The sequence below is a fragment of the Psychroserpens sp. NJDZ02 genome (assembly GCF_004843725.1).
Classification (GTDB): Bacteria; Bacteroidota; Bacteroidia; order Flavobacteriales; family Flavobacteriaceae; genus Olleya.
This window is the reverse complement of sequence record NZ_CP039451.1, coordinates 3,733,717-3,753,166: the sequence shown is the minus strand read 5'-3', so window position 1 is coordinate 3,753,166 and position 19,450 is coordinate 3,733,717. Positions and strand designations below refer to the sequence as shown.

The 19,450-nt window shown below is 35.2% G+C and carries 4 protein-coding genes; all 4 read left to right on the top strand.

The window, feature by feature from the left end; genetic code table 11:
* The first annotated feature begins 21 nt into the window (after window positions 1-21).
* The 4 genes from E9099_RS16545 to E9099_RS16530 all read left to right on the top strand — a co-directional run bounded on the left by E9099_RS16545 (window position 22) and on the right by E9099_RS16530 (window position 19,284).
* Window positions 22-1,413 (top strand): gliding motility-associated C-terminal domain-containing protein, encoded by a 1,392-nt coding sequence (locus E9099_RS16545; RefSeq protein WP_240788915.1) that lies wholly within the window; start codon window positions 22-24, stop codon window positions 1,411-1,413.
* A 1-nt stretch (window position 1,414) separates the two neighbouring features.
* Window positions 1,415-4,321, top strand: a complete 2,907-nt coding sequence (locus tag E9099_RS16540; protein ID WP_136584621.1) for a PorP/SprF family type IX secretion system membrane protein — start codon at window positions 1,415-1,417, stop codon at window positions 4,319-4,321.
* Window positions 4,322-4,388: 67 nt separating this feature from the next.
* Complete coding sequence (locus E9099_RS16535; RefSeq protein ID WP_136584620.1) at window positions 4,389-18,269, top strand: T9SS type B sorting domain-containing protein; 13,881 nt, start codon at window positions 4,389-4,391, stop codon at window positions 18,267-18,269.
* A gap of 22 nt (window positions 18,270-18,291) precedes the next feature.
* The gene (locus tag E9099_RS16530; protein WP_136584619.1) at window positions 18,292-19,284 is read left to right on the top strand and encodes a type IX secretion system membrane protein PorP/SprF; all 993 of its coding nucleotides are present in this window, start codon (window positions 18,292-18,294) and stop codon (window positions 19,282-19,284) included.
* The last annotated feature ends 166 nt before the right edge of the window (window positions 19,285-19,450 follow it).

The window sequence follows — 19,450 nt, the reverse complement described above, 5'->3', positions numbered from 1 at the left end:
CTTTTTACTGCCCTACAAACAGTGAATGCTCAGATAGTTATAGGTGCTCCAAATTTAGGTTTTACACAAGCCTGTGCTAACGAAAACTTTAATGAATACACTGTTTCTTTTCTTTTTAATCCAGAGAATGAATTAGAGGCTTCAAATGTGTTTTCTTTACAATTATCTGATGCTGATGGTGATTTTACAAATCCTATACCTTTAAATTTGCTTAGCTCAGGTGCAGCAACATCTTCACCTGCCACTTTAACTTTTGCTTTTCCGACTACACTTGCCGGAGAAAATTATAGAATTCGTGTAAAAAGTTCTGCACCTGCAGCAACCAGCGGTAGATCCGCTCCTTTTGCTGCTTATTATAAATTACAAGATGCGCCATTTACTATTAATAATTTAATAGAAACAGGAGTGTTTTGCTCTGGTGGTAGTTATTTATTAACAATAGATAATCCTGGGTCTGGAGATAACGACTCTCCCCTAGCCTACCCATCTCTTACATACAATTGGTACCGCGTCACAGGATTAACTACGTCAGAATTTGTCGCTACAGGTAATTCTCTTATGGTTACCGAAGCAGGTACTTATTTTGTCGAAACAGATTATGGGACCTGTACCTCTGATTCTTTTTCTAATCGTGTCACTATTTCTGAAGTAGGTGCTGGAGGTGCAGATGCTGGTATATCGGCAAGCCTAGGGACTTTATTTTGTCCTGACCAAGGTCCTAATGTCCTAAGTACTATTTCGGGAGATAGCTACCAATGGTTTGAAAACGGAAATAGTATCAGTGGCGCTACAACGCAAATGTATGAGACTACAGAATCTGGAACTTATAGTGTTCAAGTTGATTTGGGTGGTTGTGTTGCATCTGGAGAAATTACTATAGTCAGTCAGACTTTTGAGGCTTCAATCAATGTAGAAGATACCAATACGATAGAAGACGGTGAATCTTTATCGGTAGTGATCACTAACACTGCTATTTCACCGGAGTTTGAATGGTATTTGGATGACGTTTTAATATCTACTGCTACCACAGATAGTTTTGAAGCTACAGATTACGGAAATTACACCGTTATTGTTACACAAAATACAGGTTGTGAAGCGACTAAAATATTTTCATTTGAAGTTACAGAACCTTTTGATCCATTTCCAGAAGTCGATTTAATTCCTAATATGATTAGTCCTAATGGAGACGGCATTAATGATACTTGGATAATACCAACACAATATGTAGTAGGGTCAAATACTCAAGTAACAATACTTACAAATCGTGGTGAAGTTGTTGTAAATACAGATGCTTATCAAAACAACTGGCCTGAAAATGACTTAAATCTTACCAGTATAAATTTAGTATTTTACTACATAATAACAACCTCAGATAATGAAGTTAGAAAAGGCTCAATTACAATCATAAAATAATATGAAAACATACCTTCTAGTTTTAGTGTTATGTATCTGTTCTTTTCAGAGGTCTCTTTCTCAAGAAGGTGATGGCGTTGTTGCACTTAATATTCCAGTAAGAAACTCATTAACATTTAACCGTTTCGCTATTAATCCAACTTTTAGTTTTGTAAGAGAGCAAAATAAATATATTAGCTTTTCTAATAAAAGAGAATGGGTACAATTTGAGAACGCACCACTAACCTATTTAGGGAGTTATTCTGGTAGATTTGGTGAAAATATTGGAGCCGGTTTAGCTGTATTTCAGCAAAATTATGGTGTTTTAACGACTTTTGGAGGAATCTTAAATTTCGCTTACAACGTTAGATTAGATAGAGATAGTAATTTAACTTTCGGTTTAAACATAGGCGCTTATAAAAGTGGTTTAAATACAGGTAGTGTTGTTACAAACTTTGATGATCCATCTATAGAAAATGTTCCTGAAAACTTTTTATTAACTGTAAATCCTGGAATTAATTACGGAAATGGTTTTTTTGATTTTGGTTTATCAATTAATAATTTGGTAGCGTATAATTTAGAGTCCTCTTTAATATTAGAAGATAATCCAGAACAGGGTCTTCAAGCACATTTAATGTACACAGGGTATTTGGATACAAGAGGCTTTTTTGATGAAACTAAATTTTCAACTTTAATAAAATCCGAATTTAAAACAGACGAAACCATACTATCTGCTACGGCAATGTTCACTGTTCCTAAAGGAATTTGGGCGCAAGCAGGTTATAATTCCGTTTATGGTGTTTCTGGTGGTTTAGGTGTTAATATTTCTCCGCAAATAGCTGTTGAATATAATTTTGAAAAAGCGATTGGAGATTTAACAGATTTTGGTCCATCGCATGAGATCACATTAGCCTATAGATTCAAAAACACTGAAAATTATCAATATAGTGGTGATGATGAAGTTAGTGGATTACTTTCTGGTAAACCTAAAAGACGTAAAAAAATAGCTCCATCGAAGCCTAAAGTTGATAGAGAAGCTATTGCCGAACAAAAGGCTAAAGATAAAGAAAATGCAGATGCGAAACGATTAGCCGATCAAGAAGCTAGAGAAGAACTAAAAGCTAACCGATTAGCAGAACAAAAAGCTAAAGAAGAAGCTGAAGCAAAAGTACTAGCAGAGCAAGAAGCTACAAACGAAGTAGATGCCGAAGCTGACGCGAATGCTAAACGATTAGCAGAACAAAAAGCTAAAGAAGAAGCTGAAGCTAATGCTAAACGATTAGCAGAACAAAAAGCAAAAGAAGAAGCTGATGCCAATGCTAAACGATTAGCAGAACAAAAAGCTAAAGAGGAAGCTGATGCCAATGCTAAACGATTAGCGGAACAAAAAGCTAAAGAAGAAGCTGATGCAAACGCTAAACGATTAGCAGAACAAAAAGCTAAAGAAGAAGCTGATGCCAACGCTAAACGATTAGCGGAACAAAAAGCAAAAGAAGAAGCTGATGCAAACGCTAAACGATTAGCAGAACAAAAAGCGAAAGAAGAAGCTGATGCCAATGCTAAAGAAGAAGCTGATGCCAACGCTAAACGATTAGCAGAACAAAAAGCTAAAGAGGAAGCTGAAGCCAATGCTAAACGATTAGCAGAACAAAAAGCTAAAGAAGAAGCTGATGCAAACGCTAAACGATTAGCGGAACAAAAAGCTAAAGAAGAAGCTGATGCCAACGCTAAACGATTAGCAGAACAAAAAGCTAAAGAAGAAGCTGAAGCCAATGCTAAACGATTAGCAGAACAAAAAGCTAAAGAAGAAGCTGATGCAAACGCTAAACGATTAGCGGAACAAAAAGCTAAAGAAGAAGCTGATGCTAATGCTAAACGATTAGCAGAACAAAAAGCTAAAGAAGAAGCTGATGCAAAATTATTAGCAGAGCAACAAGCTAAAGAAGAAGCTGATGCAAACGCTAAACGATTAGCAGAACAAAAAGCTAAGGAAGAAGCTGATGCAAAATTATTAGCAGAGCAACAAGCTAAAGAAGTGGTTGAAGAAACGCCTGCTGAAGAGTTTACAGATGCAGTCGGACAAAAAATTCAAGCCATTTCTAATCAAACGGAAGCATCCAAAAAGACGCAGAGTGATTTACTTCAAAGATTTACTGATATCATTAATGTAAAAGATAGTGATCTTCAAGACTTAAAAGAAGAAAATGATTTAGGAGAACAAGGAATTGTAGTTAAACCAAAACCATTTAAAAGTATTACGGCGGAAAACAACGCATTAAATGCAATTAAATTGGATTTAGAAAAGAGTATTGAAGATAGAAATCAGCAGATTAAAAACTTGCAAAACTACTATGACAATAACTCTGATGGAAATTCACCTAACGTTGACAGGTATTACAATGAGACTATGGAGCGTCTAGTATTTGAACAAGAAGAGGCTATCGCCGCAAAATCTAAATTGGAACAAAAATTAGCCGATATTAAAATATCAACCGAGTACGAACGTAGAAGAAGAATTAAACGTGCTGTATTTGATAACGAAGACGAACGCTATAAGCAAGATAGAACAGCATTGAAAAACATAAAAGATTTTACTATGCCAAGTACTGAAACTCTTACAGCTTCTGATTTTGATTTCGGTGAGAAACAAAGTGATAATATTCAAATATTAGAAAATGTTAATAAAGAAGAAAGTGGTTATTATCTTGTGTTAGCTGTACATAAAGACATTAATAAAAGAAATGACTTTCTGACTAAAGCAGTAAAAGCAGGAGTTAATAATATTAATTTCTTTTATGATGTTAATACCAGTAAGTACTACATTTATTATCAAAAATTTGATTATTTACCAGAAGCTCAAAATGCAACTAAGAACAAAGGAAACAAGGCATACAATAGCAATATGTCTATATTAAATATAAAAAACTAAACACTAATTAATCCCTATTTTATTGATGGCACCTAACAGTGTTTTAAATAAACAAAACTAATAAAAAATGGAAAATCCTACTTTTTCTAAAGTTCTCATTACGGCATTTATACTGTTTTTAGGCTTTACATCTTATAGTCAAAATTATGTGCCTTTTGTTGATGCTAATCCGCCAACATTTGACATGGATGTAAAAGGAGATATTGTCCTTATTGGAAACAATATTCTTGGTCCTGGCAATTCTGCTTTTAATAACAATAATGCATATAATAACCAAGTCAATATGCGATATATTGACATTGATAGTGATGCTTCTACATTCAGTTCTTCTAGTGCAGACTTAACTATTCCAAACATAGACTGCTATCGTATAATTAGAGCAGATTTATATTGGGCAGCGGTTAATCCTGGTAGTCAATCAATTACAGACGTTAAATTAAAAGGTCCTACTGGGGGCTATAATGATATTACAGGTACTGTTATATACGATGCCGGTACTAATTCTGTTGATGGAGGGGATAGTTATTCTTATGCCTGTCACGCAAATGTTACAGACATTGTAACGGCCTTTGGGTCAGTATCTGATTTAGGAACTTATACTGTAGCTAATGTGTCTTCTGCTCAAGGTAGATCCCAAGATGATTCTAACGGTACAGGTCAATCAGCTGGTTGGTCTCTTTTTATTGTTTATGAAGATCCGACATTAACTGGTAAATCAATAACAAGTTTTGATGGTTTTAGTGCAATTAGTCTTTCAGAAAATCCGAACGCAGATATTCCAATTAGTGGTTTTAGAACAGTTCCTAATCCTACTCCAGTACGAGCAAATTTTGCGTTTGCAGCATTAGAAGGTGATAAACAAATTTTTGGTGACCGTTTAAGACTTAATGGTACTGCTTTAAGAAGTGATGATCGAGACCAAAATAACTTTTTTAACAGTTCTATTACTCAATTAAGTGGTTTACCTGTTGATGATAGAGTACCAAATAGTACAAATACTTTAGGTTTTGATACAGGTATTTTGGCTGTTGATAATCCTAGTAACTTAGTGATTGCTAATGATGCCACATCGGCAATCGTAAGTTTAGAAACGAATGGAGACACTTATTTTCCTTACTTTTTTGCATTAGCAGTAGATATAATTGAACCCAATATTGTATTGACAAAAACAGTAGAAGATGACGCAGGAAATGACATTTCAGGAACAACGATTGATTTAGGAGATGCGTTAAATTATGTTATTGGTTTTCAAAATACCGGAAATGATGATGCTACCAGTTTTCAAATTAAAGATATTTTACCCGTAAATATAACTTTTGATTATCCTTCAGGTTTAGTCCTTCCTGCTGGTGTTACAGTAGCAAGTTACGATCCTGGAACACGAACACTTTTATTGGATGTTGCAAATTATTTGGTTGAAGAAAATGATCCTGTCTATGAAATTAGAATAGAAGCCAGTGTTGTTGATGCTTGTAATCAATTAGCAGATGCTTGTTCAAATATAGTTACCAACCAAGCATATGCTACTTATTACGGAACTTTAAATTCTGAATTTGAACTAACAGATGATCCTAGTTTAAACAGTAACGTCGGTTGTTTATTTACACCTCAAGCGACTAACTTCTTAGCAGAATTAGACTGTACTTTTGTTCAAAATGAAGTATTATGTGGGGCAACTTTAGAATTGACCGCTGCTGATGGATACGATTCTTATTCTTGGTCTACTAGTGATACTGGATCGCCAGTAATTGGAACTGGTCAAAGTATAACTGTTGATCAAACAGGAACTTATTATGTATATAACACTGCTATAGCACCTTGTCAATCAATAACACAACAATTTAATGTAGACCTTTTTGGTGGTTCGTTGGAAAATCCTGTAATACCTTACGCTGATGAAGTCGTAACTTGTCCTAACAATGGGAAATTATTACCAAATATATTTTTATGTGGTATAAATGATTCAACACTTATTGAAACAAATATTACTGGAGCATCATCCATTATATGGGAACAACTAGACGAGTCTAGCTGTACGGCAGTCACCAATACAGATTGTGCAAATGAAGATAATTCATGTGTATGGAACGAAGTGGAAACTGGATCTGACTATTTAGCAAACACTTCTGGTCAATTCAGATTAACTATTAATTATGCTGGTGGTTGTTTTGTACAATTCTATTTTAATGTGTATCAAAACTTATTGGAAGCAACCGTTGTTTCTACAGATATCATTTGTACTACTGATGGAAGTATTACCGTTAATAATGTGCCTTCAGGTTACGAGTACAGTTTAGATGGTGTTACATATCAAGACAGTAACGTTTTTGCTATTGATACAGCAGGTCTTTATACGGTTTATATTGTGCAAACAGGTATCGATACAAACCCTTGTGTTTTTACAGTTCCCGACATTCAAATAAGAGAACGTAATTTTACAGTAACATCAACAATACTACAACCTTTGTGTAATGGCGATAAAGGAACCATTCAATTAGCGGCAAATGATGTTGATCCTCAATATTTCTACACGCTATCTATGGGTGGAACAGTAGTTAATAGTGTTGGTCCTATTTTAGAGAATACCTATGCTTTTGAAAACTTAAACCCTGGAACTTATACTGCTACAGTAACAACAGAAGATGGCTGTACTTACACAGAAGATGTAATTATTGTAGAGCCAGATTTATTAACTGCTACATCGGCTATTACAAGTCCTTTGACTTGTAATGATGGTGAAATTACAGTATATCCTCAAGGAGGAACAGCCCCTTATTTCTATTTTGTGAATAGTACAACAGACTTTCAAACAGTACCAGAAATAGTTGTTACATCTGCAGGGACTTACAATATTACTGTAGTAGATTCTAATAACTGTATTGCTACTACAAGTATTACATTAAATGATATACCTGATCCAGAATATAACATAACACAAACAGATGTTTTATGTTATAATGATACAACTGGTGAAATTCAAATTAATGTCACAAATGCTAATGGATACACTTTAGAATTTAGTATTAATAACGGCTCAACATATACTGCTAATCCTACATTTTCTAACTTAAGTGGTGGTGACTATCCTGTCATAATTAAATATACGCTTGATACATCAGAATGTTTTACAACAGTAGAAACAATTACTATAAATCAACCCGATGAAGCTTTAACTGCAACTGCAGGTATATCTGCACTTGCCGGTTGTGGACCATCTGGAGAAGGAACAATTAGAATTACCAACCCTCAAGGTGGAACACCATTTCCTGCACCTAATTTATATGAATATAGTTTTGATAACCAAGCAACATGGATAACATCAAATGAATCATTTGTAGATCCAGGAAGTTATACAGTATATATTCGTGATGCTAATGGTTGTGTGTTTTCTATGGACGATACTATATTAGACCAAGAGCCTCCTGCTCCAACTATTGAAATTGGTGATACTTTATTTAATTGTGATGGTTCTGGAAATGCTACCGTAACCATAACAAATAATGGGGGAACTAATTATACTTATGATTACTATATAGACGGGATACTTAACCCAAACACAGCAGATCCACAAACATTTACAAATGTGCCAACAGGATCTCATACGGTAAGTGTAGAATACAGTTTACTTGATGTCCCTACATTTAGTAATTTACTTTACGAAACTTTTGGTTATGGTCCAAATACTACATCTCCTGGAATAAATACAACTTATTATTGCTTTGAACATCAAATAGCACCTGGTGCTTGTAATGGAACTACGCATATTAATGATGGAGAATATTCTGTTACATCAGATATTATAAATCCGTTTGGTACATGGTTAGACCCTGTTGACCATACGCCTGCAACAACTCCTCCAACACAAGATGGAAGATTTTTAGTTGTAAATATTGGATCATCTATTCCTGTTACAGCTATCTTATATGAAAAACAAATTAATGATATCATTCCTAATCAACCAATACAAGTTGAATTTGCTGCTCTTAATTTACTTAGAGTTGGAACTGGTGGATTTGATCCTAATTTAGTAGTTGATTTAATAGATGCTGGTGGTAATGTAATTGATTCTTATAGTACAGGAGATATACCAAAAACAAATAATTGGATAGAATACCCTAGCACGCCTACAACATTAGACCCTGGTGCAAACACCAGTTTAACTTTTGTTTTAAGATCTAATGTACAGCAAAATGGTGGTAATGACGTCGCTATAGACGATATCAGAGTGTTTCAATTACCAGCTTCTTGTACTACAGTAGTAGATTTCCCTTTTATTATTGATTCCGGAAATGCTTTTACTGCAGATATTACAGGAACGTCAATGGTTACTTGCTCGGGAGATTCAGATGGTGAAATAACAATTGCTGCTCAAAATTTTGATACGACTTTAGGATTTCAGTATTCAATAGATAATGGAGCGACTTGGATTACACAAATGACGTCTCCATACACCATTACTGGATTAACGGATGACACCTATGAAGTTATAATACGTTACGATGATAGTGTTGATACTTGTGAGTTTCCATTTACAGAAACAATAACTGCACCAAATCCATTGACTATTGACCTTACTAATACGGAGGTGACTTGTTTAGACGGTGCTACAATTACAGTAAGCGCCACAGGAGGAACACCTGGTTATTCTTTTCAGTTAATTGACACAGTAACACCTTTTACTACAACAAATTTTGTAAATGGTGTATTAACTGATGTCGCTGCAGGAGCATATACAATTGAACTAACAGATGCTGCAGGTTGTACAGAATCGACAACACTAACTTTAGACGCTCCAATTGCTCCTACAGCTACAATAAGTACTGCTTCAGATTTTTGTTTTGATCCTGCTAGTGGTGCAACAATAGAAGTTACTGCTTCTGGAGGTGTAACACCATACCAATATAATATTAATGGTGGTGCCTTTCAAGATGAAAACGATTTCGCTAATTTAACTCCAGGTACTTATACAATAATAGTAAGAGATGCTTTTGGATGTGAGGTTACTTTAGCAGCTGAAACAATCCAACCAGAATTGGTTTTAAATGCTGTAATAACTAAAGATTTAGATTGTACTGCAACGCCTGATGCTGAAATCACCGGAACGATAACTGGCGGATTAGCACCATTTACATATGCCGTTTCTGAAAATGGAAGTCCTTACACTGACTTAGGTGCTACTGGATCACCATTTACATATGCAATACCAACAGCAGGAACTTACCAATTTCAGGTAACGGATGCACAAGGTTGTACTGCTGAATCAGGAATTAACACTATTGCTGCTATTTCTACACCAACAGGAACTGCAAATGGCATTGATCCTTTATGTTTTGATGATGCTAATGGTGAAATTCAATTGTTTGCAGCAGGTGGTGCTGGAGGGTATTCATTTAGTTTTAATGGTGGCGCATTTTCTTCGACGTCATTATTTACAGGACTAGATGCAAATACAACTACAGCTATAACTAGTGACTACACTTACCAAATACAAGATATTAATAGTTGTGTATCACCTATTTATACGATTACTTTAAATAATCCTACCGAAATTGTTGCTACTGCTACGCTATCTAATAATACAAATTGTAGTACTACAACGGATATTACGGTAGCGGCTTCTGGAGGTACTGGTACGTATACTTATAGTTTTAATGGAAGTACTGCATACACTGCTACAAACGTATTAACAGTAACTAATACAGCTACAGCGCAAACAATTACATATTCTGTAAGAGATGGCAATGGTTGTATTGATACCGAAACTATAGAAATTCCACCATACAATCCTTTAACAGGAATGACATTTGCGGATGCTAATGTAATTACGTGTAACGATGCAACAACATCAGTAACCGTTACACCAACAGATGGTATTGCGCCGTTTATATTTGAAATTACAGCACCTGCGTCTGAAACGTCTAATGTTTCTGGTGTTTCTACTGGAGTATTTACAAATTTAGCCCCAGGAAATTATACGTTCCAAATTACAGATGCTAATGGTTGTACAATTAGTGCTTCTCACAATATTGCTCCAAGCATTAACATTGCTGTAGCTAATACAAATACGGATCAAGTTTGTTTTGGTTCTGATGATGGGACAGCTATTTTCACAATGACCGATGTTAGCAGTTTAGGAAACTATACGTATACATTAACACCTAATGTAGGAACACAAACTCAAACAGATAACGAAGTTACCGTAACTGATTTACCAGCGGGTTCTTATACGTTTGATGTCATAGATACTGCAACAGGATGTTCTACTTCTGCTTCAATAACTATTGATCCAACGACACAAATAACCTTTACCGCTACCGGTAGTAACGTAAATTGTAATACAGACGATTCTAATATTACTTTCACTACATTATCAGGAGGAACAGGTATTTATACTTACGCCTACGTAACTTCAGGAGGTACTGCTCCAATCACTACTGATTATAGTACATCAACAACTGTAGACACTAGTGTTTTAGGGTTGGTAATTGATGTTTATGTCATGGATAGTAATAACTGTGTTGTTATGGATACAGTTACAATTATACGTGATGACTTACCTACTGTAACTGCAACTCTAGATAACCAATGTACTGGGACAGGTAATAATTTTACTATTACTGCAACAGCAACTGGTATTGCTACATTAATGTATAGCATTGATGGTACAAACTTCCAAACTGGAAATACATTTACAGTAACAGCCGGAACTTATACTATAACTGTAAGAGATGGTAATGGTTGTATAGTAACAGATACTGTTACAGTTAATCCTCAATTAACATTAGCAGCGGTATTAGATAAAGACATCACCTGTGTTTTACCACAAGAAGCGCAAATCACTTTAACAGCTACAGGTGGAGATACTATATATACTTATGAGTATTCTACTGATGGTGGAACGACTTATACCACTATGCCTACTAACGTGCTAAATACAACAACACCTGGAAGCTATATTTTTATGGTAACAGATGCTAGTTCTTGTACAGTAGTAACAACAACTCCTATAGAAATCACGCCAGCAGTTACTCCTGATATCACAGTTGCACAAACAGGTTTTATTAACTGTAGTGGTGAAGAAACCGGAGCAATTTCTATTACACCAGATACAACTTTAGGTCAAGCACCTTATGTATTTGAAGTATATAATACAACAACAAGTACGTCTTATGGTTCTCAAACTTCTGGTCTACCAGCTGGTGATTATACCGTAACTGTAACAGATGCTAGAGGTTGTACAGAAGTAGAACTAATTACAATATCTGAACCAAGTCCAATTGTTTTAGATTTTAATGTAACACCAATTACATGTAGTTCAACTGGTGTTTCTCTTGGTCAAATAATCATAAACTCAGTTATTGGTGGTACTGCAAATTATACGTATCATGTAACAGGTGTAAATGGTTATAATCAAGAAGTGCTTAACCAAGATGGTGCAACTCAAGTTTTTGAAGTTGTAGATTTTGGTATCTATGAAATAATAATTACAGATTCAAATGGGTGTACTTTTATAGAACAAAACATACTAGTAGCATCACCACCAGATGATTTAGATATCAATATCGACGCAACAATACTAGATTGTGGTCTTGGTGGACAAGCAGATGTAAGTATAGGTTCTAGTAGTTCTATAACAGGTGTTGGACCATTCTATTTTGCAATATACACAGGTCCAGGGATGACTTGGGATGGTATCCCTACAGGATCACCTACTTGGCAATTAGGTACAGGAGTACCAGTATCTACAACATTTTTAGGTTTAACTCCGGATGTTACTTATACCTTTGTAGTATATGATGATGATACCAAATGTTATTATTATGAAACAGCAACTACACCAATACCTACAAATTCAACATTAACTGTAGATAGTGTTGTTTCTAATAACATTACATGTACAGGAAGTGCTGATGGTAATGTGTCTTTTACAATAAATAATACACAAACTGCGCCTATTGATGTGACTTACGAGATATTTGATTCATTAACATTAGCACCAGTAACACCACCTGCAACAGGATCTGGAACGGTACCAGCAAATGGATCACTTTCTGTTAGTAATTTAGGACCGCTACCATTTGGTAACTATTTTGTGACTATTACAGAAACATCAGGTTCAAATATGGATTGTGGTATAACTACAGATCCGTTTAATATCACGGAGTCTGCTATACTTTTTAACTTAACAGCGTCTGTATCTTCTAACGAAAACTGTAATGATTTAGGTGTTATTACCGGAATTGCTAGCGATGGTACTGCGCCTTATCAATATCAAATTTTATTAGCGTCAGCTACTGCTCCTGATGCTACAAGTACAGCTTGGGCATCACCTAATACGTTTAACGAAGCAGCTGGTGATTATACTGTTTATGCTATTGATGCTTACGGTTGTATTAGAGACTTCGATGTTACGCTAGTTAAAGATTTAGAACCAACAATAGATCCACAAACATCACCGTGTTTTGTTGGTAACCCAATAAATATTACAATTACTGGTGCCGTTACTATAGGAAGTCCTTTATATAGTATGAATGGAACAACCTTTGTCTCAAGTCCAGATTTTACTGTGGCTTCTGCAGGAACCTATACCTTGTATATCCAAGATGGAAACGGTTGTGTGGCTTCAACACCATACATTGTTAACGATCAAGTATTATTAAGTGCTGATTTAACTAAAGCTTTAGATTGTACAACTAGTCCAAATGCTGAAATCACTTTAACCGCTTCTGGTGGTGATAGTGCATCATATACGTATCAAGTATCAACAGATGGTGGTGTTACATTTAGCCCTATGGCAACCAACGTTTATTCAGCTGCAACAGCAGGAACTTACGATTTTATAGTTACTGATGCTGCTGGTTGTGAATCGACAGCAAGTCAAGATGTAGATGCTATTATACCTACAACTTTTACAACAGCAGAAACTAATGTTAGTTGTAATGGTGGTAGTGATGGAACTATTACAGTAACAACAACATCTGCAACTGGTCCTTTTATGTACCAATTAGATGGTGGAACACCACAAAGTTCTAACGTATTTACTGGTTTATCTCAAGGGACATCTTACATCGTTACAGTTATAGATGCTAGTTCTTGTAGTTATGCTAGTGCTCCGATAACAATAACAGAGCCAATAGTTTTAACTGCAACCGAGTCTCTTTCTGCAATAACTAATTGTGATGTCGCAACAGTCATTACAGTATTAGGTCAAGATGGAACGCCAACAGGTTCTGGTGAGTACTATTACAGTTTTAATGGTTCTGGTTTCACAACAACTAATACGTTTACTGTTAACAACAATGGTACTGTACAAACTATTAATTACATCGTAAGAGATGCAAATGGTTGTGAGGTTACAGGTGCTATAGCAGTTGATCCTTTAGATCCTCCAACGGATTTAGATTTTAGCGCGACTCCAATAACATGTTTAGTTAGTACTAGTGATGTGACGTTAACTACTACAGGAGGTGTTACTGCTTTAAGTTTTGAAATTTTATCTCCTGCAAGTGCAACTACAAATACAACGGGAGCATCAACTGGTATCTTTACAGGATTATCTGTAGATAACTATACTTTTCAAGTTACCGACGGTAACGGTTGTTCTTATCAAGAATTATATATCGTACAAGATGTTGATAATATAGAAGTGATAGGACAATTAATAAGTGATGTCACTTGTAACCCAGGAACAGACGGAGAAGTAACATTTACAGTCTCTAATTTTACGGGAAGCTATAGTTATTCAATTAATGGTGCTCCAACGGTAACAGGACAAACTAGTGCTACAGTTTCTGTTACTGGTTTGACATCAGCAAGTACTCAAACTATTCTAATTACTGACGAAACGACAGGATGTACTGCAACGACCTCTATTGATGTAGCACAAGCTACTCCACTAAGTCTAGTGTTAGATACTAACATCAATGCAAATTGTAATGATGGTGCTCAAGTCAGTGTAACTGCTTCTGGAGGAAATGGATCTTACAGTTATTCATTTGTAGTAAGTGGTTTTCCTGCAGGAACGTATTCAAGTTCAAACTCTGCTGTATTAGACCCAGCAATCTCTACAGCTTGGGAGGTTTATGTTCAAGACACTAATAGTTGTGTTATCACTACACCTTTAGCTATCACTATTGATACAGATCCTATTCCAACAGGAATTACGATTGCTGGTTCTCAATGTTTAAGTGGAACAAATGATTATTCATTTACAGTCAGTGTCGCTTCAGGAATAGCACCTTATGAATATAGTATAGGTAGTGGATTCCAATCAAGTCCTGACTTTACAGTTAATGCAGCTGGAACGTATACCATTACAGTAAAAGATGCTAATGGATGTATTAATACAGCACCTTACACTATTGACGATCCTATCGCACTGACACTTGCAGCTATTTCGCCAAGTTGTTCTGATGACGATGGAGAAATCACAGTAACTGGTATTAATGGAACAGGTAGTTATACTTACGCTTTAAGTCCTAATCCTGCTTCAGTAACTTTAACAGGAAATGTATTCTCAGGAGTACCTTCAGGAACATATGTAGTAACAATTACGGATGCAGCAACATCATGTACTAATACTGCAAGTGTAACTTTAGATATAGCAACACCTGTTACATTTACAGCTACTGCTACCGATGTTACTTGTAATGGAGAAAGCAACGGTGTTATTACTGTAGATTTACCTGCAACTAACGATAACCCAGTATATACTTATGAGATCACAGCACCAATTGTTGTAGGACCTCAAAACTCGAATATCTTTACAGGATTAGCTGCTGGTACTTATACAGTACAAGTAAATTCAGGTAAAGGATGTTTCGAAACAGAAGATGTTATTGTTGCAGAACCAAATATAATTGTAGTCTCTGCTCCTACTGTTACTCAATATGAATGTACAACGGATACTAATACTATTAATTACGCTTCAATTACTGTAAGCTCAGTAACTGGTGGTTCTGGAACTTATACTATATACGAATTCGTAGAAAGTGGTACTGTAGTACAATCTGGTGCAAGTAATGTTTATACAGAATCAGATGCTTCTGGAGGAACTTATACTGTAAATGTTTATGATGATAAAGGTTGTTTAGGGACGACAACAACAACAGTTGTTATTAATCCTTACATCGACTTAGATACTATCACTGTAACAGTTGATAATCCAATTACATGTAATGATCTAGAAGATATTACGGTAACTGCATCAGGAAGTAATGGTACACCAACCAACTTAGAATATACAGTAGAAGATGTTACGGGATCAGTAACAGGAGGTGTTTATAGTCAAACAAATACAACAGGTGTTTTCACCGGATTGGATGTTGCCAACTATATTATTTCTGTTACAAATTTAGATTCTGGTTGTACACTACAAGATGTACATTATGTCAACAATCCAAACACTTTTGATCTTATTATAGATACAGTTGTTGATGTGACTTGTTTTAATGATAATGATGGTAGTGTTAATGTTACTTTTATAGATGATGTTGTTTCAGCGACTAACCCAGATCAATCAGGACAATTTAACTATACTGTTTTAGATAGCTCTGGAACAACTGTAGATTCTGGTACAAGCATCGATGCTGGACCAGAAACAATTACAGGTTTAGTTGGTGGGACATACACTATAAATGCAACGTTAACAGGAAATCCATTCTGTACAGTTACTAAAAACTTTACAATTACAAGACCAACAGCAGCTTTAGCGCTTACAACAACGCAAACGTCTGTAACTTGTCTTGATAATATGGGAACTATTTCAGCTGTTGGTACAGGTGGATGGGGTAATTTAGAATATGAATTAACAGGAGCATCAAATGTACCTTATTCAACTAACGGCGAATTTACAGACCTGTCAGCAGGAAGTTATACAGTAAACGTTAGAGACTTTCAAGGTTGTATTGTTTCAGAAAATATAATTCTAGCATTACCAACACCTATTGATGCGACTTTTACGCCAAATGCAACATTGCTTTCATGTTTTGGAGATCAAGATGCAAGTATAACAGTAACTAATGTTACTGGTGGACAAGGTGCTAATTACACATATACACTTAACAGTTCGGCACCTAGTGTAAGCAATTCGGGACCACAACTTTCTAATGTCTTTACAGACTTAGGCGCAGGAACATACTCTGTAACTATAGAGGATGGATTTAATTGTACAATGACATCAGTAGATATCGTTATAAATCAACCTACAGAAATTGACGCTAGTTTAGTAAACTCTAGTACACAACCTTGTCCTATTGCTTACCAATTAACTTTATCAGCAACTGGAGGAACAGGAATATATACTTATAGTGATACAAGTAACTTCTCTAATGTATTAGGAACATTTACTACCTCAGTAGTAATTCCTGTAACACCAGGAACATACCAATACTATGTTAGAGATGCTAATGGTTGTGTTTCTATTGTTTCAAATGAAATTACTATAGATGTACTTCCTGATTTAGAGCTGACTTTAACCAGTGATAATCCTACGATTAATTGTTTTGGAGATAATAGCGGAACCATTACAGCGTCTGCACAAGGTGGATTAGGAAACTACAGTTATACATTGGAAGACAGTTTAGGTAATACTATTGAAGTGACAACAGACAACCCTGCTACTTTTACCGATTTAATTGCTGGAACATATACAGTAACGGTTTCAAGTAATAACTGTATTATGGATTCGGATTCAATTACAATTACTGAACCTTCTTCAGCATTACAAGTTGATTTTGAAGCTACTGATATTACTTGTAGTGGAGAAGATGATGGTCGATTAGTGATTACAGCTAGTGGAGGAACTGGTATTATTAAATATGCGATTTCACCACAACTAAATCAATTTTTTGAAACTAATGTTTTTGAAAACTTAGAAGCTGGTACGTATACGTTTATTGCTCAAGATGTTTTAGGATGTTATTACACAGATACATTTACAATAACAGATCCAGAACCAGTCTTAATTCAGATTGTTTCAGGTTCTCTTCTACCAGAAAATTGTGAAGGCGATGCCAATGGTGCTTTTAGTATCGAAATATCTGGAGGAAGCTTACCTTACAGTGTGGTGTTAGATGACTATGATGGAACATATACTACTGGAACAGCAACTCAAACTGTTTTTGATTTTACTAATTTAAATGGTGGAGATCACCTATTATTTATTAGAGATGCTGTAGGTTGTGAATCAGAATGGAATATTACTTTCCCTGAAGCTGTAAGAATTGATCCTGTTGCTGTAGTAGACTACTTATGTGATAATAATGTACTTTCAAATACGGTTACGGTTAATGTAGATGAAAGTATCACAGATCTAAGTTTATTACAATTCTCTTTAGACGGTGTCGGTAGTCAAGCAAGTAACATCTTTACAAATGTAGACCATGCCAATGGTGTTGATCACTATATCGAAGTGACACATGCTAATGGTTGTGTACAATACACAGAGTTCTTTACTATTGAAGATTACCAACCATTAACTTTAGTTTTAGTTGAAGGAGATGAGCCAGGTGGTATCATAGCAGAAACAACAGGTGGTACAGGAGACTACAATTATACTTTAAACAATATCAATTATGGCAGTCAAAGTGAATATGTCGTAACAGAAGCTGGTTATTACACAGTAGTAGTTACAGATAGCGCAGGTTGTCAAGCGGAAGCAAGAATTAATATAGAACTAGTTGGACCATGTATTTCAAACTATTTTACACCAAATAATGATGGTGTTGTAGATACTTGGGCACCAGGTTGTGTAGAGGATTTCCCAGACTTAACTTTTGATATTTTCGATCGTTATGGTCGTAAAATAGCAACATACCGTGTTGGTCAATATTGGGATGGTACATACAACGGAACAGAATTGCCGACAGGAGATTACTGGTACGTAGTAAAAACTAATAGCACACTATTGGACAAGGAATATGTTGGACATTTTACACTTTACAGATAATAGAATCTAAATAAATAGTTAAATGAAAAAAATCACACTATATATCGTTCTTCTTTTCGCTTCTTACAGTTATGCGCAAGAATTAAATCTACCTGTATTTACACAATACTTGGCAGATAACGATTTTATTATTTCTCCAACATTCGCAGGTATTGGAGATAATTTAAGAATTAGAGCTAACGGGTTAACACAATGGGTAGGTATAAAAGATGCGCCAGATAACCAAGCTTTGTATGCCGATTTTAGAATTGGTAACCAAACAGGTGTTGGTGTTACTTTATACAATGATAAAAACGGAAACACGCTTCAAAAAGGTGCCAAGTTTTCTTTTGCTCATCATATTACTTTAGATTCCAAATCACAACAATATTTGTCCTTTGGTCTATCATACAATTTTAATAGCTTTAGAATTGATATCGATAATTTTGAAGGTAATGATGAAATGCCGATTGTAGATCCAAGTATCACAGACGATCGCTCTATTAACAACAGTAATTTTGATGTCGGTATTTTATACCGTTGGAAACTATTCTATGCTAGTTTTAATGCTAATAACATACTAGATAAGGATATTGATAACTTTACAGGAATAGAACCAAGTAAATTACTAAATTTTCAAGGTTATGCAGGATATATTTTTCAAACTGCTAAATATACAGAGATGGAACCATCTATTTTCTATCAGAGATATAACAACGATGGAAGATCTAGTACAGATATTAACTTTAAGTATAGAAAGTTTAATCGTAATGGAGATTATTATTGGGTTGGTGCATCTTATCGTTTTTTAAATGATCAAGCACTAAAACCACTTAACATTGGACCAATGGCGGGTGTTATGAAAAAAGGTTTTTATTTCGCATATTCTTACCAAATTACTATGAATGACTTATCAGCATATAATTCTGGTACACATGCCATTACTATAGGGATAGACTTTTTACAAGGTATGAGTGATTGCCAATGTACTCAAGGTACAAGTTGGAGAAAATATAGAGACGCAGGTCTAAATTAGAATGTAATAACACCTATAACATTATAATTTAAAAGTATTGTGATCCTAAAAAAATCACAATACTTTTTTGCATTAGTAACCTTTCGGTATTGCTCTTTAATGCCTAGTTGTGTATAATAATTGTATTTTTGTTTCTGAATGGAATACCATTAAAGCAATGTTGTTT